The organism is Kitasatospora sp. NBC_00315, from assembly GCF_041435095.1.
Taxonomy (GTDB): Bacteria; Actinomycetota; Actinomycetes; order Streptomycetales; family Streptomycetaceae; genus Kitasatospora.
The window spans coordinates 5,040,995-5,066,463 of the sequence record NZ_CP108025.1; the positions used below are offsets into that span (position 1 = coordinate 5,040,995).

The 25,469-nt window shown below is 71.6% G+C and carries 23 protein-coding genes; 12 read left to right on the forward strand and 11 right to left on the reverse strand.

Annotated features, from left to right (window positions below):
* Window positions 1–53: 53 nt before the first annotated feature.
* The 3 genes from OG823_RS20910 to OG823_RS20920 all read right to left on the reverse strand — a co-directional run bounded on the left by OG823_RS20910 (window position 54) and on the right by OG823_RS20920 (window position 1,703).
* Entirely contained in the window at window positions 54–710 is a 657-nt protein-coding gene (locus tag OG823_RS20910) for an RDD family protein (protein WP_371481098.1), read from the reverse strand.
* A gap of 142 nt (window positions 711–852) precedes the next feature.
* Window positions 853–1,278 carry a DUF2752 domain-containing protein gene (locus OG823_RS20915; protein WP_371481099.1) on the reverse strand — a complete coding sequence of 142 codons (426 nt, stop codon included), beginning with the start codon at window positions 1,276–1,278 and terminating at the stop codon, window positions 853–855.
* Complete coding sequence (locus OG823_RS20920; protein WP_371481100.1) at window positions 1,275–1,703, reverse strand: hypothetical protein; 429 nt, start codon at window positions 1,701–1,703, stop codon at window positions 1,275–1,277. Before OG823_RS20920 ends, OG823_RS20915 begins: the two co-directional genes overlap by 4 nt.
* Window positions 1,704–1,939: 236 nt before the next feature.
* Between OG823_RS20920 and OG823_RS20925 the strand changes: the two genes are divergently transcribed.
* The 7 genes from OG823_RS20925 (at window position 1,940) to OG823_RS20955 (ending at window position 9,609) form a co-directional block, all read left to right on the forward strand.
* Entirely contained in the window at window positions 1,940–2,794 is an 855-nt protein-coding gene (locus OG823_RS20925; RefSeq protein WP_371481101.1) for a bifunctional methylenetetrahydrofolate dehydrogenase/methenyltetrahydrofolate cyclohydrolase, read from the forward strand.
* 19 nt (window positions 2,795–2,813) lie between these two features.
* Window positions 2,814–3,239: a DUF3017 domain-containing protein gene (locus OG823_RS20930; protein WP_371481102.1), complete on the forward strand. Its 426-nt coding sequence runs from the start codon at window positions 2,814–2,816 to the stop codon at window positions 3,237–3,239.
* Between the two features lie 231 nt (window positions 3,240–3,470).
* Window positions 3,471–4,460 carry a malate dehydrogenase gene (locus tag OG823_RS20935; RefSeq protein WP_371481103.1) on the forward strand — a complete coding sequence of 330 codons (990 nt, stop codon included), beginning with the start codon at window positions 3,471–3,473 and terminating at the stop codon, window positions 4,458–4,460.
* 134 nt (window positions 4,461–4,594) lie between these two features.
* Window positions 4,595–5,908 (forward strand): hemolysin family protein, encoded by a 1,314-nt coding sequence (locus OG823_RS20940; RefSeq protein WP_371481104.1) that lies wholly within the window; start codon window positions 4,595–4,597, stop codon window positions 5,906–5,908.
* A 30-nt stretch (window positions 5,909–5,938) separates the two neighbouring features.
* The gene (gene trpS / locus OG823_RS20945; protein WP_371481105.1) at window positions 5,939–6,994 is read left to right on the forward strand and encodes a tryptophan--tRNA ligase; all 1,056 of its coding nucleotides are present in this window, start codon (window positions 5,939–5,941) and stop codon (window positions 6,992–6,994) included.
* An 80-nt stretch (window positions 6,995–7,074) separates the two neighbouring features.
* On the forward strand, window positions 7,075–7,569 hold the full coding sequence (locus tag OG823_RS20950; RefSeq protein WP_371481106.1) for a 2'-5' RNA ligase family protein: 495 nt from the start codon (window positions 7,075–7,077) through the stop codon (window positions 7,567–7,569).
* A gap of 120 nt (window positions 7,570–7,689) precedes the next feature.
* Window positions 7,690–9,609: a stealth conserved region 3 domain-containing protein gene (locus tag OG823_RS20955; protein WP_371481107.1), complete on the forward strand. Its 1,920-nt coding sequence runs from the start codon at window positions 7,690–7,692 to the stop codon at window positions 9,607–9,609.
* Between the two features lie 257 nt (window positions 9,610–9,866).
* Here the strand turns inward: OG823_RS20955 and OG823_RS20960 are convergent, their stop codons facing one another.
* Window positions 9,867–13,430: a CDP-glycerol glycerophosphotransferase family protein gene (locus OG823_RS20960; RefSeq protein WP_371481108.1), complete on the reverse strand. Its 3,564-nt coding sequence runs from the start codon at window positions 13,428–13,430 to the stop codon at window positions 9,867–9,869.
* A 222-nt stretch (window positions 13,431–13,652) separates the two neighbouring features.
* Here OG823_RS20960 and OG823_RS20965 point away from each other — a divergent pair, with 222 nt between their 5' ends.
* From OG823_RS20965 to OG823_RS20975, 3 genes are all read left to right on the forward strand, one after another.
* The gene (locus OG823_RS20965; RefSeq protein ID WP_371481109.1) at window positions 13,653–14,654 is read left to right on the forward strand and encodes a glycosyltransferase family 2 protein; all 1,002 of its coding nucleotides are present in this window, start codon (window positions 13,653–13,655) and stop codon (window positions 14,652–14,654) included.
* A 128-nt stretch (window positions 14,655–14,782) separates the two neighbouring features.
* Window positions 14,783–15,697 (forward strand): YihY/virulence factor BrkB family protein, encoded by a 915-nt coding sequence (locus OG823_RS20970; RefSeq protein ID WP_371481110.1) that lies wholly within the window; start codon window positions 14,783–14,785, stop codon window positions 15,695–15,697.
* Between the two features lie 138 nt (window positions 15,698–15,835).
* On the forward strand, window positions 15,836–16,771 hold the full coding sequence (locus OG823_RS20975; RefSeq protein WP_371481111.1) for a class I SAM-dependent methyltransferase: 936 nt from the start codon (window positions 15,836–15,838) through the stop codon (window positions 16,769–16,771).
* A 36-nt stretch (window positions 16,772–16,807) separates the two neighbouring features.
* Here the strand turns inward: OG823_RS20975 and OG823_RS20980 are convergent, their stop codons facing one another.
* Complete coding sequence (locus tag OG823_RS20980) at window positions 16,808–18,034, reverse strand: D-alanyl-D-alanine carboxypeptidase family protein (RefSeq protein WP_371481112.1); 1,227 nt, start codon at window positions 18,032–18,034, stop codon at window positions 16,808–16,810.
* Between the two features lie 151 nt (window positions 18,035–18,185).
* Between OG823_RS20980 and OG823_RS20985 the strand changes: the two genes are divergently transcribed.
* Window positions 18,186–18,452, forward strand: a complete 267-nt coding sequence (locus OG823_RS20985) for an SCO4848 family membrane protein (protein ID WP_371481113.1) — start codon at window positions 18,186–18,188, stop codon at window positions 18,450–18,452.
* Between the two features lie 78 nt (window positions 18,453–18,530).
* Here the strand turns inward: OG823_RS20985 and OG823_RS20990 are convergent, their stop codons facing one another.
* The 5 genes from OG823_RS20990 to sdhC form a co-directional block, all read right to left on the reverse strand.
* Window positions 18,531–19,571, reverse strand: coding sequence for an IS30 family transposase (locus OG823_RS20990; RefSeq protein WP_371484309.1), 1,041 nt, complete (start codon window positions 19,569–19,571; stop codon window positions 18,531–18,533).
* A gap of 450 nt (window positions 19,572–20,021) precedes the next feature.
* A complete protein-coding gene (locus OG823_RS20995; RefSeq protein ID WP_371481114.1) occupies window positions 20,022–20,795 on the reverse strand; it encodes a succinate dehydrogenase iron-sulfur subunit in 774 nt (257 codons plus the stop codon).
* Window positions 20,795–22,537 (reverse strand): succinate dehydrogenase flavoprotein subunit, encoded by a 1,743-nt coding sequence (gene sdhA, locus OG823_RS21000; RefSeq protein WP_371481115.1) that lies wholly within the window; start codon window positions 22,535–22,537, stop codon window positions 20,795–20,797. Before sdhA ends, OG823_RS20995 begins: the two co-directional genes overlap by 1 nt.
* Before the next feature lie 44 nt (window positions 22,538–22,581).
* The gene (sdhD, locus tag OG823_RS21005; RefSeq protein ID WP_371481116.1) at window positions 22,582–23,079 is read right to left on the reverse strand and encodes a succinate dehydrogenase, hydrophobic membrane anchor protein; all 498 of its coding nucleotides are present in this window, start codon (window positions 23,077–23,079) and stop codon (window positions 22,582–22,584) included.
* A gap of 5 nt (window positions 23,080–23,084) precedes the next feature.
* The gene (gene sdhC / locus OG823_RS21010; protein ID WP_371481117.1) at window positions 23,085–23,465 is read right to left on the reverse strand and encodes a succinate dehydrogenase, cytochrome b556 subunit; all 381 of its coding nucleotides are present in this window, start codon (window positions 23,463–23,465) and stop codon (window positions 23,085–23,087) included.
* Window positions 23,466–23,727: 262 nt separating this feature from the next.
* Here sdhC and OG823_RS21015 point away from each other — a divergent pair, with 262 nt between their 5' ends.
* Window positions 23,728–24,555 (forward strand): hypothetical protein, encoded by an 828-nt coding sequence (locus OG823_RS21015; RefSeq protein WP_371481118.1) that lies wholly within the window; start codon window positions 23,728–23,730, stop codon window positions 24,553–24,555.
* A gap of 19 nt (window positions 24,556–24,574) precedes the next feature.
* Here the strand turns inward: OG823_RS21015 and OG823_RS21020 are convergent, their stop codons facing one another.
* Window positions 24,575–25,333 carry a 2-oxo-4-hydroxy-4-carboxy-5-ureidoimidazoline decarboxylase gene (locus OG823_RS21020; protein WP_371481119.1) on the reverse strand — a complete coding sequence of 253 codons (759 nt, stop codon included), beginning with the start codon at window positions 25,331–25,333 and terminating at the stop codon, window positions 24,575–24,577.
* Window positions 25,334–25,469 lie beyond the last annotated feature (136 nt).

Below are 25,469 nucleotides of genomic sequence, written 5' to 3' on the forward strand. Positions count from 1 at the left end.
CCCCGAGGGGTGCGGGCCGTCAGGCGTTCAGCAGGTCACCGGAGTGCGGCGACTCACTGGGACTTGACCACCACGGTGCTCATGATCTTGTCGGCGAAGGTCTGCTTCTTGGCGTCCCAGAGCGGCCACAGGAAGCCGATGCAGCAGAAGTAGTCGAGGATGTGCAGCGCCTCACGGCCGAAGGCTGCGCCGAAGCTGAGCCGCTGCCCGTCCGACTCGCGCACCATCCGGATGTTGACGGCCTTCTGGCCCAGCGACTGGCCCATCGAGCTCTTCATCGCGGCCAGCACGGCCCAGATCGCGAGGGTGAACAGGAGCTGGACGCCGTAGTACGCGCCGGTGCCGATCCCGCCGCTGCTCTCGGTCTGGAACGTGCCGCCCGAGTAGGTGGTGGTGGTCGTCGGCTTCAGCGCGAACAGGATGATGCCCGGGATGATCCCGATCACGATGCTGTCGATGATCCGGGCGACCACACGGGCGCCCCAGCCGGCGTAGAAGTTCTGCACCAGCCCGGGGTTGGGGTAGCCACCCTGCTGCGGGTAGCCGTAGCCCGGCTGCTGCGGGATGCCGTAGCCCTGGGGCTGGGGCGGCTGCTGCGGGTAGCCGTAGCCGGGAGCCGGCTGCGGGGGCTGCTGCGGGTAGCCGTAGCCGGGAGCCGGCTGCGGGGGCTGCTGGCCGTAGGGGTTGTTCGGGTCGGGCGGGTAGCTCATTGCTGCCTCCGGGCAGGAAGGGACTGTTGGGACGGGACAGGGAATCCTGGTGACGGACAGGCAGATGACATGCCGACCGGGTGGGACATTAACGGAAGATACTGACAGCGCGCAGGGCGATTTCCGCCAGGGCATGATCCGTTCAGAGATGGACGAAGCCGAACCGGTGCAACTGCCAGACCCAGGAAAGCGCTAAGGCGGAGCCGATCAACGTGCTGCGCCTGTTGTCGGACAACCGCCACCACCAGCGGCCGGGGCCGAGCGGGGCGAACAGCAGGCCCAGGCCCGCCAGCACCGTCACCGGGTTGGCCGCGAGCGCGGCGAGCAGGTGACCGTGACCGGCCTCGATGAAGACCGTGGTACTGCCGCATCCCGGGCACGGGACACCGGTGAACAGGCGCAACGGGCAGAGCACACCGGGGTCGTGGGCGTCGTGCAGCTGGCCCACCGCCAGAGCGGCGGCGGCCGCGCCGGCTCCGCGGCCCGCCACTCGCAGCCAGCCGCCCCGGGGACTCCCCGCGGTGGCCGTCCAGCGGGCCGCCAGCTGCGCCACAGGCGCGGGCGTCACGACTGGTTCTCCGGGATGACGGTGTAGAACACCAGGCCGGCGATGCCGATCAGAATGCCCAGAGTGCTGAGGGCGATCCCGCCGATGGCCTGGTTGCGGCCGACTCCGGTGCTCTGCGACCGGTTCAGCCCGGCGATCCCGAGGCCCAGTCCGATCGGGCCGAGCACGGCGCCGTAGAAGCAGACCACGATGCCGATGAAGCCGAGCGCCAGCGAGGCCCTGGCCATGGTGTTCGGCTCGACCGCCGGCTGCGGGGCGTACGCCTGCGGGTACGGCGGATACGGCTGCTGCGGGTAGCCGTACGGGGGCTGCTGGGAGGGCTGCTGGTACGGCGAGGGGGGCGGCGTGCCGTACGGCTGCTGCTGCGGTTGCTGCGGCGGGCCGTAGCCGCCGTACGGATCCGGCACCTGGTACGGATTGCTCACTGTCGTCTTCCCCCGAGATCTTCCCCCGCGCCGACCCGGACGGACTGTCACCGGACCGGGGCGGCAGAGATGGTCCGGCCATATCGTCTTGTGACGGGCCCCGTGCTGTCCAGCGGTGTCCGGCGCGCGGCCACAACTGTGGCGCAACCGCAACTCGAAGCACACGTTCCGTATCGGTCGTGCGCTCGCACCGGGCCGTGCGCGGGCATGTTTCGCGATCCGGGAGAATGGGGGGCATGACTGCCCAGATTCTCGACGGCAAGGCCACGGCTGCCGCGATCAAGTCCGAACTCGCCGTCCGTGTGGCGGCTCTCAGGGAGCGGGGCGTCGTCCCCGGTCTCGGCACCGTCCTGGTCGGCGACGACCCGGGCAGCCGCTGGTACGTGAACGGCAAGCACAAGGACTGCGCCGAGGTCGGCATCGCGTCGATCCAGCGGGAGCTGCCCGCGACCGCCACCCAGCAGGAGGTGGAGGACGTCGTCCGCGAGCTCAACGCCGACCCGTCCTGCACCGGCTACATCGTGCAGCTGCCGCTGCCCAAGGGCCTGGACCAGAACCCCGTCCTGGAGCTGATGGACCCGGACAAGGACGCCGACGGCCTGCACCCCACCTCGCTCGGCCGGCTCGCGCTCGGCATCGAGGGCCCGCTGCCCTGCACCCCCTACGGCATCGTCGAGCTGCTCCGCCGGCACGGCGTCGAGCTGAACGGCGCGAACGTGGCCGTGGTCGGCCGGGGGGTCACCGTCGGCCGCTCGATCGGGCTGCTGCTGACCCGCAAGAGCGAGAACGCCACCGTGACGCTCTGCCACACCGGCACCCGTGACCTCTCCGCCCACCTGCGCCAGGCCGACGTCATCGTCGCCGCCGCCGGTGTGCCGCACCTGGTCAAGCCGGAGGACGTCAGGCCCGGCGCGGCCGTGCTGGACGTCGGCGTGAGCCGCTCCGAGGGCAAGATCGTCGGCGACGTGCACCCGGGCGTCCTCGAGGTCGCCGGGTGGATCTCGCCCAACCCCGGCGGCGTCGGCCCGATGACCCGCGCCATGCTGCTCAACAACATCGTCGAGGCGGCCGAGCGCCGCGCCGGCATCTGAGCCCGAGGGGCGGCAGGCCATGAGTGAACGACGACCGGCCAGGACGCGGCGCCGGCCGGTGCGGACGACCGGGACGCTGCCGCCGGAGGGCTCGGCGGCGGCCCTGGGCCACCCGCACGCCCTGCCGGTCCGGCAGTGGCCGATAACGCTGGTGCTGACCGTGGTCCTCACCGGGCTCGCGGTCACCGTCTTCGCCAACTTCCAGGACGGCTTCAAGTACGGGCTGATGGTGGTCGGCGGCGGGATCCTGCTCGGCGCGCTGCTGCGGCTGCTGCTGCCGGAGGTGGGCATGCTGGCCGTCCGCAGCCGGTTCACCGACGTGATCGTGCTGCTGGTGCTCGGCAGCGGGATCATCCTGCTCACTCTGGTGGCCCAGCCGAATCCCTGGCTGGAAGTGCCGCTGCTGGACAACATCGGGCAGTTGATCGGCCGCCCCCGGCACTGACCCGTGGGCTCCGTCCGGCCCGCCGGACGGAGCCCGCGCGCGTCGCCCGCACGCTCCGCGGTGACCTTGTGACGCACCAGTCACGGCCCGTGCGTGTCCGACGGCGTCGCCTTGCGATAGCCTGATTCGGGTCTCTCGATATCGAGAGACCGTCCTCGGCTCCTGTGCGTCGGCCAGCCTTGTGTCGTTGCCGTGGAGCGCGGTACTGGCGATCGCTGGAGTAGGTAGAAAATGACTCGCACCCCCGTCAACGTCACCATCACCGGAGCGGCCGGCCAGATCGGCTACGCGCTGCTCTTCCGCATCGCCTCGGGCCACCTGCTCGGCGCCGATGTCCCGGTGAACCTCCGCCTGCTGGAGATCCCGCAGGGCCTCAAGGCCGCGGAGGGCGTGGCCATGGAGCTCGACGACTGCGCGTTCCCGCTGCTGCGTGACATCACCATCACCGACAGCGCGGCCACCGCCTTCGACGGCGCCAACGTCGCCCTGCTGGTGGGCGCCCGCCCGCGGACCGCCGGCATGGAGCGCGGCGACCTGCTGCAGGCCAACGGCGGTATCTTCGGCCCGCAGGGCAAGGCCATCAACGACAACGCGGCCGACGACATCAAGGTCCTGGTGGTCGGCAACCCGGCGAACACCAACGCCCTGATCGCCCAGCGCAACGCCCCCGACGTCCCGGCCGAGCGGTTCACCGCGATGACCCGCCTGGACCACAACCGCGCGGTCGCCCAGCTCGCCAAGAAGACCGGCCTGACCGTCGACGACGTCAAGAAGGTCACCATCTGGGGCAACCACTCGGCCACCCAGTACCCGGACATCTTCCACGCCGAGATCGCCGGCAAGAACGCCGCCGAGCTGATCGCCGACCAGGCGTGGCTGGAGAACGACTTCATCCCGACCGTCGCCAAGCGCGGCGCCGCGGTCATCGCGGTCCGTGGCGCCTCCTCGGCCGCCTCGGCCGCCAACGCCGCCATCGACCACGTGCACACCTGGGTCAACGGCACCGCGGCCGGCGACTGGACCTCCATGGGCATCGTCTCCGACGGCTCCTACGGCGTGCCGGCCGGCCTGATCTCCTCCTTCCCGGTCACCACCGCGAACGGCACCTACGAGATCGTCCAGGGCCTGGAGATCTCCGACTTCTCCCGCGGCCGGATCGACGCCTCGGTCGGCGAGCTGGTGGAGGAGCGCGACGCGGTCGCCGAGCTCGGCCTCATCTGAGCCCCGCGCCTCGCGGCAGCTCCACCCGGCACCACCACGGCCGGCCGTCCCCGTCAGGGGGCGGCCGGCCGTCGCCGTCGCGCCTGCTCGCGCCCGCCCCCCGGGCGGCCCGGGCCGACGTACACTGACCCGCTGTGAACGAAACCCTCGGGGACGCCGCGCTCGTCCTCGTCTTCATCATGCTGGGCGGGTTGTTCAACGTCGCGGAGATCTCGCTGATCTCGCTGCGGGAGGGCCAGATCCGGGCCCTGGAGGCCAAGGGCACCCGCAGCGCGGCCCGGGCCGCCCACCTGGCCGCCGACCCCAACCGCTTCCTCGCCGCCGTCCAGGTCGGGGTGACCTGCATGGGCTTCCTCTCCGCCGCCTTCGGTGCGGACACCCTCGCCGGCAAGCTCGCCCCGGTCTTCGTCGGTTTCGGGCTCTCGCCCGCCCTCTCGGACGCCACCGCACTGGTCGGCCTGACCCTGGTGATCAGCTACGTCTCGCTGGTGCTCGGCGAGCTGACCCCCAAGCGGATCGGGCTCCAGCGGGCCGACTCGATCGCGGTGCTGGCCGCGCCGGTGGTCGACGTGATGTCCGTGGTGCTGCGGCCGGCGATCTGGCTGCTCGGCCACTCCACCAACCTGATGGTGCGGCTGTTCGGCGGTGATCCGAAGGCCGGCCGGGGCAGCATGAGCTCGGAGGAGCTGCGCGGCCTGGTCGCCGCCAACACGGAGCTGGGCAGCGACGAGCGCGCGCTGATCGCGGACGTCTTCGCGGCCGGCGAGCGCCAGCTGCGGGAGGTGATGGTGCCGCGCACCGAGGTGACCTTCCTGGACGCGGAGCGGATGCTCGCCGAGGTCCGCGAGGAGACCAGCTCCTCGCCGCACTCCCGCTACCCCGTGGTGGAGGGCAGCTACGACGCGGTGGTCGGCTTCGTGCACGTCCGCGACCTGTACGGCGCGCGCGGCGAGCAGGCGGTGCGGGTCCGGGACCTGGCCCGCCCGGTCAAGCTGCTGCCGGCCACCAAACGGGTGCTGGAGGCGATGGGGGAGATGCGCCGTGAGGGGCACCACCTGGCGATCGTGGTCGACGAGTACGGCGGCACCGCCGGCATCGTCAGCCTGGAGGACCTGGTCGAGGAGGTGATCGGCGAGATCCGCGACGAGTACGACTCGCAGGAGCCGACCACCACCCGCCGGCTGGCCGGCGGCGGTATGGAGCTGGACGGCCTGCTCAACCTGGGCGACTTCACCGAGGAGACCGGCGTCACGGTGCCGGAGGGCCCCTACGAGACGGTGGCCGGCTACGTGGTCGCCGAACTCGGGCGGCTGCCGCTGGACGGCGACCAGGTCACCATGGCGGACGGGGTCCTGCTGACGGTGGCGAAACTGGAGGGCCGCCGGATCGCCCGGCTCAGGGTGAGTGCGGTCACACTGCCGCAGGGCTCCGTCCAGGACGTTTCCTGAGCGGTAGGTGAAGCTGGAACAATGGCCCGCATGGTCAACGCAGCGGTCAGTGGTCCGGTTCAGGGCCTCCCCCGGGTTCTCTCCGGCATCCAGCCCACGTCGGGCTCGTTCCACCTCGGCAACTACCTCGGCGCGGTGCGCCAGTGGGTCGAGCTGCAGGAGGCCAACGACGCCTTCTACATGGTGGTCGACCTGCACGCGATCACCGTCGAGCAGGATCCCGCGACCCTGCGCGCGAACACCCGGATCTCCACCGCCCAGCTGCTCGGGGCGGGCCTGGACCCGGAGCGGTGCACGCTGTTCGTCCAGTCCCACGTGCCCGAGCACGCCCAGCTCGGCTGGGTGATGAACTGCCTCACCGGCTTCGGCGAGGCCGCCCGGATGACCCAGTTCAAGGACAAGTCCGCCAAGCAGGGCAGCGACCGCACCTCGGTCGGCCTGTTCACCTACCCGGTGCTCCAGGTCGCCGACATCCTGCTCTACCAGGCCGACGCCGTCCCGGTCGGGGAGGACCAGCGCCAGCACCTGGAGCTCACCCGCGACCTCGCCGAGCGCTTCAACACCCGCTTCGCGCCGACCTTCACCATCCCCAAGCCCTACATCCTCAAGGAGACGGCCAAGATCCTCGACCTGCAGGACCCGGCCGCCAAGATGAGCAAGTCGGCCTCCTCCGCCAAGGGCCTGGTCAACCTGCTGGACGACCCGAAGGTCAGCGCCAAGAAGTTCAAGAGCGCCGTCACCGACACCGGCACCGTCGTCGGCTACGACGAGGAGGAGAAGGCCGGCGTCTCCAACCTGCTGCGGATCCACTCCGCGCTCAGCGGGCAGAGCATCGACCAGCTGGTCGCGCACTTCGAGGGCAAGATGTACGGCGCCCTGAAGACCGAACTGGCCGAGCTGTTCACCGAGTGGGTCACGCCCTTCCAGAAGCGCACCCAGGGCTTCCTGGACGATCCGGCCGAGCTCGACCGGGTGCTGGCGGTCGGCGCCGAGAAGGCCCGCGCGGTGGCCTCCGAGACGCTCGCCTCGGTGTACGACCGGATGGGCTTCCTGAAGCCGGCGGCGCGGCCCGCCGTCGAGCGCTGATGCCGCTGACGACCCCTCCCGACGGCGGCTCCCCCCAGGGGGCCGCCGCCGTCGGGCCGTCCTTGACCATCGGGGTCGCGGTGAGCGTTCCGGAGCCGTTCGGCTCCGAGATCCAGGACGCGCGTGCCGGGCACGGTGACCCGCAGGCCCGGTCCATACCGACGCACGTGACGCTGCTGCCGCCCACCGAGGTGCCGGCCGGCCGGCTGGCGGCGGTGGAGGAGCACCTGGCCGCGGTGGCCCGCTCGCACGAGCCGTTCCCCATGCTGTTGCAGGGCAGCGGCACCTTCCGTCCGCTCTCCCCGGTGGTCTACGTCCGGGTCGATGAGGGCGCGCACGAGTGCCGGCTGCTGGAGGCCGCCGTCCGCTCGGGACCGCTGGCCCGGGAGCTGGCCTTTCCGTACCACCCGCACGTCACGGTGGCCCACGGTCTGGCCGAGGACGTCCTCGACGAGGCGTACGAGAAAGCCAGGGCCTATCGTGCGGCCTTTACCGTCACCGGGTTCACGCTTTCCCGTTTCGATGCCGACGAGGTCTGGCGGCCCTGCCGCTCCTACGCATTCGGAGCCGGCTGACGGTTCGGGCACTTCTCATGCACTCTCTATTCATTCGGACATCATGTGTCGGCTACTGTGGGGCCGTCCTGATCGTGGGGGGTTCGCGTGGTCAAGGCCTGAAACGTCCTGGAGAGCCGAATGAGCCGTTGGGCCCGCCGCGCCCTGAGAGCCCCCGCGCGGATATCGCGCACCCTGCGGAGCGGTGTGCGCGCCGGTACCGGCCGTACGGCGCCCGTGGCGCCGCCCCCGGCGCCCGCGGCCCCTGCGGCCCCGCCGACCCCCGAGGAGCTCCGGTACGGCCGCGAGGAGGAGCTGCTGGCGCGGTTCCCCGGTTTCGTCCGTCACCAGGGGCTGCTGGCACAGGTCCGCGACGACCTCCTCTCGGGTGACGCCTTCCTGCTCAACTTCACCCGTGCGGCCGAAGCCCTCACCGCGGCCGACGTGCCCTTCGCCCCGTTGCCGGACGGCCGCCCGCGGCTGCGGCTGGCGATCACGCCCGGTGACCGTCCGGCCGTGCTGGCCGCGCTGGCCGAGGCCTTCGCCGGGCAGCCGGTCTACGCCGACCTGCTCGGCCACGACGTGACCCTGGGGACCGCCCTGGCGGAGGAGCTGCCCGCCGCGGTGGCCGCCCTGGAGTACCGGCCGGAGCCGGAACCCGTCCCCGGCGCCGAGGTGCGGGGCGAGTCCGTCCCCGAACTCGACGAGGCGGACCGGGAACCGCGGCTCAAGGTGAAGGGTGTGCGGATCTACCTGCCGGTCGTGACCGTCGGCGGCACGCTCGGGTACGCGGCGGAGCACGGGTGCGACCTGGAGTTCTGGGACTCCGCGGAGCCGTCCAGGGGAGCGATCGCGTCGATCGCGGAGACCCCGTACGGCTGGTGGGTGCCGTCCCTGGAGCCGGTCGGTACGATCCGGATCGCCGGCCGGGAGTACCCGACCGCCGAGGCCTTCACCCGGGCCCGGCCGGAGGACGTCACCTTCCCGGTCGACGCGGTGGTCACCTGGGTGGACGACAGCGACGCCGACTGGCGCGGCCGCCGTGACCGGGCCCGCGCCGCGCGCTGCGGACGGCCCTCGACCGGCGAGGGCGACGGCGACGTCCGCTTCCGCAACCGGGACGAGCTGCGCTACTGCCTGCGGTCGATCGCGATGTACGCACCCTGGATCCGGCACGTCTTCCTGGTGACCGACGACCAGACGCCGAGCTGGCTGGAGAGCGGGCATCCCGGTGTCACCGTCGTGCCGCACCGCGAGCTGTTCGCGGACCGGGCGGCCCTGCCGGTGTTCAACTCGCACGCGATCGAGACCCAGCTGCACCGGATCCCCGGGCTCGCCGAGCACTTCCTCTACTTCAACGACGACGTCTTCCTGGCCCGGCCGGTCGGCCCGGAGCTGTTCTTCCTCGGCAGCGGCGTCTCCCGGTTCGTGATGGACGAACGGATCATCCCGCCCGGCGGCGCCGAGGAGGGCGAGAGCGAGTACGTCGCCTCGCAGAAGACCACCCGGGACCTGCTGGAGCGCGAGTACGGCCGGACCACCACCCAGGTGCTCAGCCACGTGCCGCACGCCCTGCGGCGCAGCCTGCTGGCCTCGCTCGACGAGAGCTTCGGCGAGGCACTGGCCCGCACCGCGCGCTCGGTCTTCCGTTCGGGGGAGGACGTCGCACCGATCACACTGGCGGCGCACGCGGGCTACATGTCCGGTCGCTCCGTCCGGGGCCGGATCGACCACCGGCACATCGACGTCGACAGCCGGGACTCGCTGGCCGAGCTGCCCGAGTTGCTGGCGACCCGGTCGACCGACGTCTTCTGCCTGAACGACGGCGTCATCGACGGGGTGCCCGGACCGGAGCAGGACGCCCTGGTCCGGGGCTTCCTCCAGGGCTACTTCCCGGTGCCCGGTCCTTTCGAGCGGGCGGACGCACCGCCCGAGCCGGTCCGTGCGCCGGGTTCGGCCGACGCGGGCGTGGAAGCGCCGGATTCGGCCGACGTGGGCCTCGCGGGGCCGGGCTCGGACGACGACCGGCCGGGTGGGCCGGCAAACGACGATCGGGCCTGACCGGGTCGCCGCCGGTTTCCGTCGAAAAGGTGCGGGGCCGGGCTTTACGCGCCTTTGTTCGGCGTGCCCGGCCGTAATCCGCTCCGCGCCGGTCCGGTCCGGAATGCACCGGGGTAATTCGTGGCCGATCCGACGACTTCGCCCGAAAACGGCCGGGCCGTCATGCGGAGCGTGGAGCACCGGCGCCCGGCACGTACCACGTGCCGGGCGCCGGTGCTCCACGCTCCGCTGCTCCGTCGGCCCGGGGCCGACGTCCGTCAGTGACCCAGCAGCCCGTCCACCACGCGCGCGGTGGCCCCGCCGTCGTCCAGGTCGCAGTACGCCTCCCGGAAGGCCGCGTACTGCTGCTCGTGCTCGGCCGCGATCTCGTCGACCCGGCCCAGGGCGGCGACCAGCTCCTCGGAGCTGCCGAGCAGCGGGCCGGGCGCCTCCGCCTCCAGGTCGAGGCTGAAGCCGCGCAGGTTGTCGCGGTAGTGCGCCAGGTCGTGGGTGAAGAAGAGGATCGGCTTGCCGGTGCCGGCGAAGTCGAACACCGAGGACGAGTAGTCGGCGACCAGGACGTCCGCGACGAGCAGCAGCTCGGCCATGTCGGGGTAGCTGCCGACGTCCCAGACGTAGCCGTCGCCGGCCCCGGGGATCTGGCCGCACATCAGGTGGTGGCCGCGGACCAGCAGCACCTGGTCCTCGCCCAGCGCCGCGCGGGCGGCGTCGAGGTCGATCCGCAGGTCGAGCTGGTAGCCGCCGTTGGGCCGGCGGCGGTCCTCGCGGAAGGTCGGCGCGTAGAGCACCACCTTCTTGCCCTGCGGCAGGCCCAGCCGCTCCCTGACCTGGTCCGCGGTCTTGTCCCGGTCGGCCGCGTACAGCAGGTCGTTGCGCGGGGAGCCGGTCTCCAGGATCTCGCCCTCGTAGGCGAACGCCCGGCGCAGCACCGGCGTCGAGAAGCGGTTGCCCGAGACCAGCTGGGTCCACTGCGCGACCTCGCGGTCGAGCTCCTTGAGGTAGTTGGCGTCGGTGAACCAGATCTTCTCGAAGTCGTGGCCGATCTGCTTCAGCGGGGTGCCCGTCCAGGTCTGCAGTATCACCTGGCCGGGCCGCCGGGTGAAGAAGTCCGGCAGGTGCCCGCTGGTCACGATGTACTTGGCGGTGGCCAGCGCCTCGAACCACTCGGGGCTCCACTGGCGCAGCGCGTGGGCCGTCTGCGGCAGCTCGGCCTGAAGGTCGTCGACGCCCCACAGGTGCTCCAGCGGCAGGCCGCGGCGCACCAGCTCGGCGTGGATCGCCCGGGGCGAGTCCGCGTACTGCCCGCCCGCGGCGACGTGGTAGAACACGGCGTCCCGGACGGCGCGCTGCTGGGCGGCCGGGTAGTCGACCGAGCGCATCTGGCGCTGGCGGTAGCCACTGCGCTCCTCGGGCAGCAGCACCGAGTGCGACTCCAGCGACAGTCCGTCGAAGTCGCGCCGCTCCAGCGTGATGCGCTTGCCGCGGGACTCCACCTCGACCGGGAGGGCGCCCCAGCAGTCCGGCGCGACCAGGGCCCGCGGCCATTCGGCCGACAGGTCGCCGGCCGGGCGGAAGAAGACCTCCCAGGTGCCCTGGGCGAGCGGCACCCGCCCGGCGAACGAGGCGGTCGGGACGGTCGGGAGGGCGGTCCGGAAGCCGCCGTCGGCGATCTCGACCGGGTAGCTGTGCTCCTCCTCGCGCCACAGGTGGCGCACCACCAGCTCGTAGCGGTGGTTGCCGGGCAGCGGGAAGCTGCCGCTGAGCAGGAAGCCGTCCTCGCCCCGGGCGGTGACGCTCTTCACCACGGGCTGCAGCACCTGGTCGCAGAACTGCAGGAACCCTATCGGCGAGGGCTTGGAGTACAGCGCGCGGCGCTGCTCGGGGGCGGCCGCCGGGTTCAGCGCGAGGTCGAGCTGCTCGGGCGCTGTGCGGTCGTCCAGCGCCACCGGCACGGTGCTGCCGTCGGTGAGCAGCAGCGCGGTGTCCCAGCGGTCCCTGGTGCGCTCCTCGGCGAGCGGGTCCAGCGCGGCCCAGGCCTCGCGGACCTCGGTCAGCTCGGCCACCGGGAAGGACGTGGTGAACGGCTGGGCCAGACCGGCCGGTACGCCGAGCTCCAGCGGGTAGGTCAGGGTCCGGTCCGACTCGACGTGGGTGAGCCGCAGCTGGGCGCCGGCCAGGTCGGGCCCGGAGCGGGCGCTGCCGACGACCTCGACCTGTCCGCCGGCCGCGGCCAGCCCGGTCACCCGGGCCCGGACGTGCTCGACCCGCAGGTAGACGAAGTTGTCCTTGACCCACGGCACCACCCGGACGTCGTCCTCCACCCAGTGCGCGGGCAGGTACGCGGCGGTGTCGCTCCAGCCGGCCGAGATCCGGCCCTTGTAGACGCCGCCCTTGCCGGCCCCGGCGATGAGCACCCGCCAGTTGCCGTCCTTCCACTTGCCCCGGTGCTTGAGCCGCTTGGGGTCGATGGAGGCGGCGAAGCCCGCCCAGTCGCAGCTGTAGAGGTCGTGCGGGGAGCTGGCGGTGGCCTCCGGGCTGTACTGCGCCCTGGTCGGTACGGCGAGCACCCGGCGGCCCTTGGCCTCGCGCAGGATGATCACCTTGACCATGTCGTGCCGGTTCTCGGCGCCCAGGTGCTCGGGGAAGGCGTGCCCGTTCAGCTCCAGCCGGCCGTCCACCCAGGCGGTGTCGTACAGCCGGCTGCGCATGACCAGCGAGTTCTCCAGGCGCAGCACCTCGGCGGGCACGCTCTTGCGACCGCCGCGCAGGAACGGGTAGTCCGCGTAGGGGCGCAGCAGCCCGCGGGCGGGCGCCGCGCCGTTGCTCTTGCCCTCGAACTTCATCTGCTCGACGAACTCGTCCATCCGGCCCTGCAGGGTCAGGTGGTACTTGAGCCGGAGCGGGGCGCGGAGCTTGCGGACCTTCTCCGGGCCGATCGCGCGCAGCAGCCGGCTGACGCTGTCGCGGTAGGCGTCGCGGTAGTCCTGGTCGGCCTCGACCACGGACCAGAAGAACATCGGGATCTCCTCGACGAGGGTGTTCTCGTCGTAGGAGTCGAGGTACGCGGCGAAGCGCGGCTCGGTCTGCCGCTGGAGCCACGCGCGGACCAGCTCGACCGACTTGACGCGGTCGATCAGGCCCTTGGGGTTGGTGCGCATCTGGGTGATCGACATCTCGCCGACCTCCCGCTCGCGCCAGTGGTAGATCGGCTCGGCGAGCACGTCCACGCTGCGGGCGAGGTAGTGGTGGGGCACGCTGACCGGGGCGTCCTCGTACAGGATGCCCTCGGGGTAGAGCAGGTCCGCCGCGTCGAAGAACGACCGGCGGTACACCTTGTTCCACGCGGTGCGGTCGGTGACCAGCGCCGGGATCTCGGTGATGTGGGTCTTGAGGCGGGTCTCCTTGAACGGCTTCAGGTGCCCGGTCGACGCGTAGTAGCCGACCGCGCGGAAGCGCAGCACGTTGCCGGTGACGAAGTCGGAGCCGGTCTCCTCGAGCGTGTTGATCATCAGCTCGTAGGCGCTCGGCGGCATCGAGTCGTCACTGTCGACGAAGCAGAGGAACTCGGTGCCCTCGGTGAGGTTCCGGATACCGGTGTTGCGGGCCGCGCCGAGGCCCTTGTTCACCTGCTGGACGAGCCGGAAACGGGAGTCCGTGGCCGCGTAGGCCTTGGCAAGGGCCGCGCTGCCGTCCTTGGAGCCGTCGTCGACCATGACGACCTCGAAGTCCTCGAAGGTCTGGGCGGCGATCGAGTCGAGGCATTCCACGAGGTAACGCTCGACGTTGTAGATCGGGACGACGATGGAGAGGCGGGGAGCCATCTGCTGCGCGGGCCTTTCGGTGGGGGAGGAAACGCGACCGGCCCAGCGGGCACTGGTCACGGCTTAGTCCGGCTGCACACGTGCCCCGATCCTACCGTCCGCCCCCCGCGACCCCGGTGGCCCGACGCTCCGCCACCCGCTCCGGGCTGCGGCGGGCGGCTTCGCGCACCCGTGGCACTGCCCTCGTTCCCGCTCGGCCGCCACTGCTGGGATGATGGTCCGATGCCCCGTTTCAGTGTCATCGTGCCCGTGTACAAGGTGCAGGACTACCTCGCCGAGTGCCTCGACTCGGTGCTGGGCCAGTCCTGCGCGGACTTCGAACTGATCGCGGTGGACGACCGCTCCCCGGACGGCTGCGGCGCGATCCTCGACCGGGCCGCCCTGGGCGACGAGCGGGTGCGGGTCGTCCACCTGCCGCAGAACGTGGGCCTGGGCCGCGCCCGCAACGCGGGGCTGGAGCGCGCCACCGGCGAGTACGTGCTCTTCCTGGACAGCGACGACACCCTGACCCCGGGACTGCTGCAGGCCGTCCACGACCGCCTGCGCGAGGGGGGTGATCCGGACGTCCTCGTCCACGACTACGCCCGGACGTACCCCGACGGCCGGGAGGTGCGGGCGGACTCGGCCGCCGTGTTCGGCCGCTCCGGCCCCGCGGTCTTCGACCTCGACCAGCGTCCCGACCTGCTCGAACTGCTCCAGGTGGTGTGGAACAAGGCCTACCGCCGCGACTTCGTCACCGAGCAGGGCCTGACCTTCCCGGCCGGGTACTACGAGGACACCCCCTGGACCTACCCGGCGCTGCTCTCGGCGGCCCGGATCACCCTGCTCGACCGGGTCGGCGTGCACTACCGCCAGCGCGAGGAGGGCGGCAACATCCTCGCCACCCCGAGCCGCAAGCACTTCGACGTCTTCGGCCAGTACGACCTCGTGTTCGCCTTCCTGGACCGCCGCCCCGACCTGGAGCGCTGGCGGCCGGTGGTCTACGGCCGGATGCTGCACCACCTCAACACCGTGGTCACCCGGCCCGGCCGGATCCCGCCGGGCGATCGCCGGGAGTACTTCCGGCGGGCCGCCGAGCACTGTGCGCGGCTGCGCCCGGCCGGCTACCGGCCGCCGGCCGGTGCGGCCGGGGTGCGGACCGAACTGCTCAGCCAGGGGCGCTACACCTCGTACCAGGCCGTCCGGGCGCTCGCCCGTACCCGCAGGCTGGTGGTCCGGGGCTGACCGGGCCACCGGCCGGGGCGCCTGAGCCGATCGGATCGGCAGGGCCGGTATAACGGGACGAATCGCCGGTTCCCGGCCCGCCCCGGCCCTGCGGGCGGCCCGGCCCGACCCGAGGGCAGGGGCCCGTCGTGGACTTCCTCACCCGCCTGCCGGTGGTCGGCCCGCTCGTCGCCCGGGTGCTTCGCAGCAGGCCCTACCGGGTCTACGAGCACTTCACCGCGGTACGCGCCAACCGGCTGGCCGGCGCGGTCACCTTCTTCGGGTTCCTGGCGTTGTTCCCGCTGCTCACGGTGGCCCTGGCGATCGCCGTCAGGACCCTCTCGGACAGCCGGGTGGCCGAACTCCAGAAGCGCATCGCCGACCAGCTGCCCGGCCTCTCCGACTCCCTGGACCTCAACTCGCTGATCGCCAACGCCGGGACGCTCGGCCTGGTCAGCGGCGTCCTGCTGCTGCTCTCGGGTCTCGGCTGGGTCGACACCATGCGCAGCTCGATCCGGGACATCTGGATGCTGCCGCAGGAGCCCGGGAACCCGGTGCTGCACAAGGCGTGGGACTGCCTGGTGCTGTTCGGGCTCGGCCTGGTCAGCCTGGTCTCGCTGGGCGCCTCGGCGGCCGGCACCACGCTCGCCGGGCGGCTGGCCGACGCGGTCGGACTGGACCGCAACGGCCCGGGCGGCTATCTGTTCAGCGCCGTCGGCCTGCTGATCGCCGTCGTCTCCGACATGGTGCTGTTCGCCTACCTGCTGGCGCCGTTCCCGAGGATCACCGGCCAGAGCCGGCGCAGCCTGGTCCAGGGCGCGCTGATGGGCGCGGTGGGCTTCGAGCTGCTCAAGCTGCTGCTCGCCTCCTATCTCGGCTCGGTGGCCGGCCGCAGCCTGTACGGCGCCTTCGGCGTCCCGGTGGCCCTGCTGCTCTGGATCAACTTCGTCTCCCGGCTGCTGATGTACTGCGTCTCCTGGACGGCGCTGGCGGACCCGGAGGCGGCCCGCGAGCGGGCCCGGGACCAGGCACGACGCGTCCTGAATGCGCCGGAGGGCGAATAGCCGCAGAATTGCCGGAGGGTTTGACCGAACCCTCCCCGCCTTCGAACAAAGTGACTAAGCTCACAGCTCTCTATCAGCCTCAGCGTCAGCCGGAAGCAGCGGCCACCGCCGCTCGCCCGCAGACACCTGGAGATGCCCGTGACGAGCGTCGAATTCCGTGCCACGACATCCGCCCGCCCCACCCCCCGGCGACTGGATGACGTCCCAGGCTGGTTCTGGCCCCTCGACCAGCTGCTCTTCACCCGGGTCCTGGAGGGACAGACGGCCGCCGGCAGCAAGGGTGACCTGCTCGAACTCGGCACCTATCTGGGCCGCAGCGCGATCCTGATGGGCCGGCACCGGCAGAGTGGCGAACTGTTCACCATCTGTGACCTGTTCGACTCGGACGCGCCCGACGAGGCCAATGCCGAGGAGATGGCCGACTCGTACCGCAAGACCCTCACCCGGCGGGCCTTCGAGGCGAACTACCTGGCGTTCCACAGCGAACTCCCGGAGATCGTCCAGGCTCCCACGGCGGTGCTCCAGGACGGCCGGGTGGCGGCCGGCAGCTGCCGCTTCGCCCACATCGACGCCTCGCACCTGTACGAGCACGTCGCCGGCGACGTCCAGGTCGCGCGCGCCGCCCTGGGCAAGGACGGGGTCGTGTCCTTCGACGACTACCGCTCCGTGCACACCCCCGGCACCGCCGCGGCGATATGGGAGGCGGTGTTCGCGCACGGGCTGCGGCCGGTCTGCCTGAGCCCCGAGAAGTTCTACGGCACGTGGGGCGACCCGCTCGCGGTCCAGCAGATGCTGCTGCGCCACGACTGGGAGGGCGAGGGCTGGCAGCTGAGCCGTGAGACGGTCGCCGGCCAGGAGGTGCTGCGCTTCCACGGTGAGGGCTTCAACATGTCCGATCCGGAGGTCAGGGCGGCCCTGGAGCGCCCGGCGGCCCGTTCGGCGGCCACGACCCCGGTCAGGCCCGGCCCGCGGCCGCGCTCGGCGAGCCGCCGGCTGGCCCTGGACCTGCTGCCGCCGATGGCCACCCGGGCGGTGCGCCGCCGCCTGCAGGCCGCGCGCAGCCGCAGGATCTGATCCGACCGCCCCTGAGCGCCGCCCGCCGGGCCGCGTTCAGGGGCGGTCCGCGCCCGCCCGCCGGGCCGTGCGGCGCCGGCGGAGCAGTGCCAGCAGCGCCAGCGCGGCGGCCGCCGCTCCGCAGCCCAGCACCACCGGCCGGCCGAACGCGGCCGTCGAGGCCGAGCCCCCGGCGGCGGCCGGCGCGTGGTCCCCGCTGGTGCCGCCGGCCTGGCCGGTCCCGCCGGCGGTGCCCGTCGCGGCGGGCGGCACCGGCGCGGGCGAGGGAACCGCGCCGGCGGGCTTCTCGTCCACCAGCCGGCCGACCGGCGTCACCTTGTCGGCGGCGGCGAACCCCCAGTCCAGCAGTTCGGCCGTCTCGTCGTAGACCTTCTGGTAGGTGCTCGGGTGCATCACCGTCACCAGCAGCGTGCGGCCGTCGCGCTCGGCGGCGCCGACGAAGGTGGAGCCGGCGTTGGTGGTGAAACCGTTCTTCACGCCGATCAGGCCCGGGTACTTGCCCAGCAGCCGGTCGGTGTTGGCGATGCCGAAGCTCCCGCGCTGACCGGTGTTCTTGTCGACCAGCCCGGGGAACTGGGCGTCGCGGGTCGCGCAGTACGACCGGAAGTCGGCGTTGCGCAGCCCGGCCCTCGCGAACAGCGTGAGGTCGTACGCCGAGGAGAGCTGCCCGTCCTGGTCGTAGCCGTCCGGGGTGATCACGTGGGTGTCGCGGGCCTGCAGGGCGTCGGCGCGGGCCTGCATCTCGGCGACGGTCTCCTCGACCCCGCCGTTCATGTGCGCGAGGACGTGCACGGCGTCGTTGCCGGAGCTGAGGAAGACGCCGCGCCAGAGGTCCTCGACCCGGTAGTCCATGTCCTCCTTGATGCCCACCAGGCTGCTGCCCTGGCCGAGGCCGGTCAGCTCCTCGGTCGTCACGTGGTGCACCTGGGCCCGGTCGAACTTGGGCAGCACGGTGTCCGCGAACAGCATCTTCAGGGTGCTCGCGGGAGGCAGTCGCAGGTGCGGGTTGCTCGCGGCCAGCACCTCGCCCGACGCGGCGTCGGAGACCATCCACGACTTCCCGGTCAGTCCCGGGGGGAGCGCGGGCGCCCCCGCCAGCGGCGTGACCTGAACGCCCGTCAGGCCGAGCCGATCGCCGCCGATCGCCGGTGGCGGCGGTGGCGGATCCTCGGCCGGAGCGGCCACGGCGGCCGGAGCCGCGCAGAGCGAGGCGGCCGCGGCGAGGGCGGCCAGCCGGTGCGCGAGGTGACGGCGTGTTTGCACCCGCAGACCGTACCCGTCGTCGTGCGCACTCCCGCGCCCCGGGGTCGAAGTCGCCCGCAGGAGGGCCTCCCACTGGGCCGTCCGGCCCCCCGCGCATACTGGAGAGGGCCCCCGGAGGGGCCCCCGGCCACCAGCCCCAGAGGACCGCACCATGAAGCTCAGCCGCCGTACGTCCTGGTTCCTGACCGCCTTCGGCGTCTGGTCGATGATCATCTGGGTGACGTTCGTGAAGAACCTCTGGAAGGACTCCGGCGGCCAGGCCTTCACCGGCGGCGACCACTCGCAGCCGACCGCCTTCTTCTGGATCCACCTCACCCTCGCGGTGACCTCCTTCGTCCTCGGCGTCCTGGTCGGCCTGGTCGGCGTCCGCGGCCTGCGCGCGGAGCGCGGCGTCCGCGAGCAGGAGCTGCCGGGCTGAGCCGGGTGCGGCACGACCGAGGGCCCGTCCGGATCCTTGGATCTTGGGTTCAAGGGGTCGTTGCAACACCACTTGGTTTCAGGTGGTGAGTAGATCACGTAGGCGCTCGGCTGGGGTATCCCAGCCGAGCGTCTTGCGTGGGCGGCCGTTGAGCTCCTGGGCGACGTGTTCGAGGTCTTCGGGACCGTGCAGGCTCAGGTCGGTGCCTTTCGGGAAGTACTGCCGCAGCAGCCCGTTGGTGTTCTCGTTCGAGCCGCGTTGCCAGGGCGAGGCCGGGTCGCAGAAGTAGACGGGCATGTCGGTGGCCATGCTGAACTGCTTGTGGCGTGCCATCTCGCTGCCCTGGTCCCAGGTGAGAGAACCGCGCAGGTGGGCGGGCAGGGTCTGGACGGTGCGGACGAGCCCGTCGCGGACGGTCTCGGCGTCATGGGCTCCGCCCGGCAGGTGAACCAGCATGGTGTAACGCGTGCTTCGCTCGACCAGGGTGGCGATCGCGGAGCGCCCGCCCGCACCGATGATCAGGTCGCCTTCCCAGTGACCGGGCACGGCCCGGTCCTCGACGTCGGCGGGGCGGTCGCTGATCATCACCATCGGGTCGATGAACCGGGAAGTGCGCCGCTCAGGGTCCCGGCGTGGCTTGCGGCGGGTCCGCCCGGAGCGGACGGCCGCCTGCACTTCCCGCTTCAGAGCGCCGCGGGCCTGGAAATACAGCGCCTGGTAGATCGTCTCCACGCTCACCCGCATGCTCTCGTCGTCGGGATGCTCCCTCAGCAGAGCGTGGCAGATCTGCTCGGGCGACCACCGTCTGCGCAGTCCGTCCCGGACGAAGCGGCGCAGTCGTCCCTCGCGCAGCAGTTTGCGGTCCTTGGGCCGGGGCCGGCGCGCGGCGGCCGCCCGGTGGGCCGCGTAGGGGTGGTAGTCCTCGCTGCCGGAGTTCGCGTCGAGCTCCCGCTTGATCGTGCTCGCCGGCCGGTCCAGGGTGCGTCCGATCGCCCGCAACGAGTGGCCTGACGCGCGCAGATCGCGGATCTGTTCGCGCTCGGCCAGCGTCAGGAACCTCGGGTGGAGTTGCTTGTCCAGGGCGGCCAGGCCCACGGGTGCTGTGGTCACACGGCCCATCGTGACGGTTCCTGCCGCGTAGTCGACATGGCGGCCGTCGGGATAGGTCCGCGTCGTGGCGCTCTTCTTGACGCCCTGGTCCCAGTCCCTGGCCGTGCGCTCGTTCACCCCGACTTGCCGGACCGCCTCCCGACGCGCGACACCCCCGGCCCGGAGCCGCTCGTACTCGTCCCGCCGCGGATGCCGGCGCGGCGGGCCCACCGACCTCCGTCCGGCCTTCCGGGCCCAGGCGAAGGCAGTGTTCCGGTTCATCCCCAGCTCACGCGCCGCCACGGTCACGCTGCCTACGACATCCAGCCGCTCCAGGAAACGCTCCCGCAACCCAGCAAGATCATCACGCCCAACGCCCACGGTCCTCGCAACTCCCACAGATCGCGGGTGTTGCGAGGACCGTTAGAACCCAAGGATCGGACGGGCCCTCGGTGCGTGCTGCGGGGTACTGCCGTCCCGCTAGAAGCGGCGGGTCACCAGCGCCCGCTTCACTTCCTGGATCGCCTTGGTGACCTCGATGCCGCGCGGGCAGGCCTCCGAGCAGTTGAAGGTGGTGCGGCAGCGCCACACGCCCTCACGGTCGTTCAGGATCTCCAGCCGCTGCTCCGCACCCTCGTCGCGCGAGTCGAAGATGAAGCGGTGCGCGTTGACGATCGCGGCCGGGCCGAAGTACTGGCCGTCGTTCCAGAACACCGGGCAGGACGACGTGCACGCGGCGCACAGGATGCACTTGGTGGTGTCGTCGAAACGCTCGCGGTCCTCGGCGGACTGCAGGCGCTCGCGGGTCGGCTCGTTCCCGTTGGTGACCAGGAACGGCATGACGTCCTTGTACGCCTGGAAGAACGGGTCCATGTCGACGATCAGGTCCTTGAGGACCGTGAGGCCCTTGATGGCCTCGATGGTGATCGGCTTCTCGGGGTTGACGTCCTTGATCAGGGTCTTGCAGGCCAGACGGTTGCGGCCGTTGATCCGCATCGCGTCCGAGCCGCAGATCCCGTGCGCGCAGGAACGGCGGTAGGTCAGGGTGCCGTCCTGCTCCCACTTGACCCGGTTGAGCGCGTCCAGGACGCGCTCCTTCGGGTCCAGGGTGAGCTGGTAGTCGACCCACACCGGCTCCGGGTGCTCCTCCGGGTTGAACCGGCGGATGCGCATGGTCACGGTGATCAGCTGGACGCCGCCCGACTCGGCCGCGTCCAGGGCGGCCGAGTGCTGCTCCACAGTCGGAGTGCTCATCAGTACTTACGCTCCATCGGCTGGTAGCGGGTGGTGACGACCGGCTTGTAGTCGAGGCGGATGGAGGTGGTGCCGTCCTCGGCGACCTCCTGGTACGCCATGGTGTGCTGCATGAACTTCACGTCGTCACGGGTCGGGAAGTCCTCACGGTAGTGGCCGCCGCGCGACTCCTCGCGAGCCAGCGCGGAGACCGCCAGCACCTCGGCCAGGTCGAGCAGGTTGCCCAGCTCGACGGCCTCCAGGAGGTCCGTGTTGTACCGGAAGCCCTTGTCCTGGATCGCGACGTGCTTGTACCGCTCACGCAGCGCGGCGATGTCCTCGACGGCCTGCTTCAGGGTCGCCCCGGTGCGGTAGACCATCGCGTTGGTGTCCATGGACTCCTGCAGCTCCTTGCGGATCTGCGCGACGGACTCGGTGCCGGTGGACTCCCGCAGGCCGTCGACCAGCGCCTGGACCTTCTCGGCCGGGTTCTCGGGCAGCTCGGTGAAGCCGACCGTGGACGAGTAGTCGGCGGCGGCGATGCCGGCCCGCTTGCCGAAGACGTTGATGTCCAGCAGCGAGTTGGTGCCCAGGCGGTTGGCGCCGTGCACCGAGACGCAGGCGACCTCGCCGGCCGCGTACAGGCCGGGGACCACGTCGGTGTTGTTGCGCAGCACCTCGCCCTGGACGTTGGTCGGGATGCCGCCCATCGCGTAGTGCGCGGTGGGCTGGATCGGGATCGGGTCCGTGTAGGGCTCGATGCCGAGGTAGGTGCGCGCGAACTCCGTGATGTCCGGGAGCTTGGCGTCCAGCTGCTCCGGCGGGAGGTGGGTGAGGTCCAGGTAGACGTGGTCGCCGTCCGGACCGCAGCCGCGCCCCTCCCGGAGCTCGGTGTAGATGGCGCGCGAACAGACGTCACGGGACGCGAGGTCCTTCATGACCGGGGCGTAGCGCTCCATGAAGCGCTCGCCGTCCTTGTTGCGCAGGATGCCGCCCTCGCCGCGGGCGCCCTCGGTGAGCAGGATGCCCATCCGCCAGATGCCCGTCGGGTGGAACTGGAAGAACTCCATGTCCTCCAGCGGCAGGCCGCGGCGGTACACCAGGGCCTGGCCGTCACCGGTGAGGGTGTGGGCGTTGGAGGTGACCTTGAAGAACTTGCCGGTGCCGCCGGAGGCGAAGACCACGGACTTGGCCTGGAAGACGTGGATCTCACCGGTGGCCAGCTCGTAGGCGACGACGCCCGCGGTCTTGCCGTCGTTGATCAGCAGGTCCAGGACGTAGAACTCGTTGAAGAACTCGACGCCGTGCTTGACGCAGTTCTGGAACAGCGTCTGGAGGATCATGTGACCGGTGCGGTCCGCCGCGTAACACGAGCGGCGGACGGCCGCCTCGCCGTGGTTGCGGGTGTGGCCGCCGAAGCGGCGCTGGTCGATCCGGCCGGCCTCGGTGCGGGAGAAGGGCAGACCCATCTTCTCCAGGTCGAGGACCGCGTCGATGGCCTCCTTGCACATGATCTCGGCGGCGTCCTGGTCGACCAGGTAGTCACCACCCTTGACCGTGTCGAAGGTGTGCCACTCCCAGTTGTCCTCCTCGACGTTGGCGAGGGCGGCGCACATGCCGCCCTGGGCCGCGCCGGTGTGGGAACGCGTGGGGTAGAGCTTGGTCAGCACGGCGGTACGGCTGCGCTGGGTCGACTCGATGGCCGCGCGCATGCCGGCGCCGCCCGCGCCGACGATGACTGTGTCGTACTGGTGAATCTGCATGGGGGTGTTAGCTCGCCTCTGGCCTCTGCCGATTAGATGCTGAGTTAGATGTTGGGATCGAAGGTGAAGATCACCAGCGTCCCGAGCAGCACGGTGAAGACCGTGGCAACACCCATCAGCGTCTTCAGCCAGAGCCGGGTGGAGTCCTTCTCGGCGTAGTCGTTGATGACCGTGCGCATGCCGTTGGCGCCGTGCAGCATGGCCAGCCACAGCATCAACAGGTCCCAGCCCTGCCAGAACGGCGAGGCCCAGCGGCCGGCCACGAAGGCGAAGCCGATCTTGGACACGCCGCCGTCGAGCACCAGCATGATCAGCAGGTGGCCGAGGATCAGCACCACCAGCACGACACCCGACAGGCGCATGAACAGCCAGGCGAGCATCTCGAAGTTGGTACGGGTGCGGCGCGGGGTCTTCTTGGTCCGGGTGCGCGGCGGCTCGACCACGAAGGCGTCCGCCGGGTTCCCGGTGCCGAGACCCTTACCGGTGTGCGCCTGGGTGGAGGGGACCACCACGGCGTCGGTGTAGGTGTAGTCCGTAGGCATGCCGGTCACTTCCCGAACCAGTTGGTCAGCGTGTGCTGAAGGATCGGGTAGAAGGCGCCGGCCATCAGGACGACCCAGACGCCCACGACGGACCAGAGCATCTGCTTCTGGTACTTCGGGCCCTTGGACCAGAAGTCCACGGCGACGAGCCGCAGGCCGTTGAGCGCGTGGAACAGGATGGCGGCCACCAGGCCGTACTCCATCAGGTTCACCAGCGGCGTCTTGTACGTCTGAATGACGGAGTCGTAGGCCTCGGGTGACACACGCACGAGGGCGGTGTCGAGGACGTGGGCGAACAGGAAGAAGAAGATGAGGACGCCGGTGACTCGATGAGCCACCCAGCTCCACATGCCTTCCCGGCCGCGGTACAGCGTTCCAGCCGGCACGGAAAAACCCTCCGGAAGCGATTGGGGGCTCGGCCGGCTTCGGTGTCGGTCAGCCCGGCCGGTACGGTCCTCCGGCCGCCAGCATCCTATCGACGCGCTGTCGGTAACCGCCTCCGGGGGCCCGAGGTGTGATCAAACAGGCACGGGCGGGCTAATCCGACCGGGAATCGTCACCATCCGTCACCGCTCGACTGCGCTACGGTGCGATCCTCCCGGATCCCGTCCGGGCCCCCGCCCGCCTCCGACGACTGCCGAGGCTCCCGTGCCGCTCCGCCCTGCCCGCCGCGCCGACGAGGACCGTGCCGGGGACGACCGCGCCGCCCGTCGCGCCGCCCGCCGTCCGGCCCCCGGCCACCGGGTCGCCGCCGCCCTCGGGCTCCTGGTCCTCACCACCGGCTGCGCCGTCGTCGGCGTCGACGCCGACCGGGCCGGGCGGGTCGGCCCCGAGCGGGGGCTGAGCGCGGCCGAGCTGCGGGCGGCGGCGCTGGGCGACGCCGATCTCGGGCCCGGCTACGTCGTGACGGTGATGACACCCGGTCACGGCGAGAGGGGCCCGGCGGACGGCCGGGAGGTCACCGACCTACCGGCCTGCCAACCAGTGCTGGACGCCGTCACCGCGGCGGGCCCGCCGGGCCGGAGCACCGGGCCGGCCGCCGAGACGGATCTGAGCGTGGCCAGGCCGGCGGATCCGACCGGCAGTGTCTACGTCGGGCTGCTGGGCCACCGGCCGGGCCTGGCGGCGCAGTTGCAGACGCGGGTGGAGCAGGTGCTCGACCGGTGCGGGAGTTTCACCTCGACCACCGCCGCCGGCGGGGGAGCGGCGTCCGGCCGCAGGCCGGTGTCCGCCCGGCACCGGCTCGGGCGGGCCGACACGCCCACGACCGAGGGAGCGGACGCGGTGACGGGATTCACCCTGACGAATGAATCCGGGGGCGTCACGCTCACCCAGCGGGCGGTACTCGCCCGGGTCGGGTCGGTGCTCGCGGTGTTCAGCACGGTGGGCGTCGGCGCGGAGCCGGCCGCCGTGCCGGACGAACGGATCGTCCGGCAGCAGCTGGCCCGGCTCCGCGCCGCCCAGAGGGGTCGTTGAAGCCCGGTGGCGGCCGGGCTCAGACCGCCCCGGCCTGGGTGTGGGTGGCGACGAGGTGCTCCAGCCGGGTCAGCGCGATCCGGCGCAGTTCGTCGGCCGCGATCAGCCGCTCCTCGTCCGGGTCGTTGGCCAGCCTGGTGCGGATCGAGGTGAGCACGGTGTCCAGCATCTCCTCGGGGGCGATGCCCTCCAGGCAGACCACGAACACGTGCCCGAAGCGGGCCTCGTAGGCCGCGTGCGCGGCGCGCAGCGCGGTGTGTGCGGCCTGGCTGCCGGGAGCCCGCATGCCGAGCAGCGGCTGCGGCATCCAGCTCTCGTCCGCCAGCGCCTCGGCCAGATCGGCCGGCCGCAGGTCGTACGAGGCCTCGCTCGCGGCGGCGAGCAGGGAGTCTATGTCGGGGTAGGGCCGGTGGGCGGTGAGCCGCAGGGCCCAGCGGTGGCTGCCGCAGCACGCGAGGAGAGCCTCCTCGGCCGCGCCGGCGTCGGCCTCGTTGAAGCGGTGCAGCCCGATGAGCGTCGGTTCGGACCTGGGGTCGAGCCGCTGTGACGGGACGTCGCTGGCCAGCGGGTCCTCCTCGTGAGGGCGGGAAGGGGCGGCGCGAGGTGCGAGGTGTCGGAAGCCGCGCCGTTGCGGGGGATGCGGGCAAGCCTGCCAAGGATCGGATGCTCTGTGGTCGCGTGAGGCTGTGCCGTCCGCGAGGGACGGGTGGAACGACGGCCGACCCGGGCTGCTACGAGGGTCGGTCGGCCAGCGGCACCACGGTAGTTGAGCGGTCATCAGTTGGGGAGGGCGTGCGCAGAATTCACCTGATCGAGCTATCAAGTTGTGACGTTGACGGCTTCCTGTCAGTACGGGACGCCCGCTGACGTGCTATTCCGGCGCGCTCCCGCACCCCGGGAGGCGGGAGCGCGCC

Coding starts and splice junctions, on each gene's coding strand:
- OG823_RS20910 (WP_371481098.1), bottom strand. CDS start 710: ATGAGCTACCCGCCCGACCCGAACAACCCCTACGGCCAGCAGCCCCCG.
- OG823_RS20925 (WP_371481101.1), top strand. CDS start 1,940: ATGACTGCCCAGATTCTCGACGGCAAGGCCACGGCTGCCGCGATCAAG.
- OG823_RS20930 (WP_371481102.1), top strand. CDS start 2,814: ATGAGTGAACGACGACCGGCCAGGACGCGGCGCCGGCCGGTGCGGACG.
- OG823_RS20935 (WP_371481103.1), top strand. CDS start 3,471: ATGACTCGCACCCCCGTCAACGTCACCATCACCGGAGCGGCCGGCCAG.
- trpS (WP_371481105.1), top strand. CDS start 5,939: ATGGTCAACGCAGCGGTCAGTGGTCCGGTTCAGGGCCTCCCCCGGGTT.
- OG823_RS20955 (WP_371481107.1), top strand. CDS start 7,690: ATGAGCCGTTGGGCCCGCCGCGCCCTGAGAGCCCCCGCGCGGATATCG.
- OG823_RS20960 (WP_371481108.1), bottom strand. CDS start 13,430: ATGGCTCCCCGCCTCTCCATCGTCGTCCCGATCTACAACGTCGAGCGT.
- OG823_RS20965 (WP_371481109.1), top strand. CDS start 13,653: ATGCCCCGTTTCAGTGTCATCGTGCCCGTGTACAAGGTGCAGGACTAC.
- OG823_RS20985 (WP_371481113.1), top strand. CDS start 18,186: ATGAAGCTCAGCCGCCGTACGTCCTGGTTCCTGACCGCCTTCGGCGTC.
- OG823_RS20990 (WP_371484309.1), bottom strand. CDS start 19,571: ATGGGCCGTGTGACCACAGCACCCGTGGGCCTGGCCGCCCTGGACAAG.
- OG823_RS20995 (WP_371481114.1), bottom strand. CDS start 20,795: ATGAGCACTCCGACTGTGGAGCAGCACTCGGCCGCCCTGGACGCGGCC.
- sdhA (WP_371481115.1), bottom strand. CDS start 22,537: ATGCAGATTCACCAGTACGACACAGTCATCGTCGGCGCGGGCGGCGCC.
- sdhD (WP_371481116.1), bottom strand. CDS start 23,079: ATGCCTACGGACTACACCTACACCGACGCCGTGGTGGTCCCCTCCACC.
- OG823_RS21020 (WP_371481119.1), bottom strand. CDS start 25,333: ATGACCGCTCAACTACCGTGGTGCCGCTGGCCGACCGACCCTCGTAGC.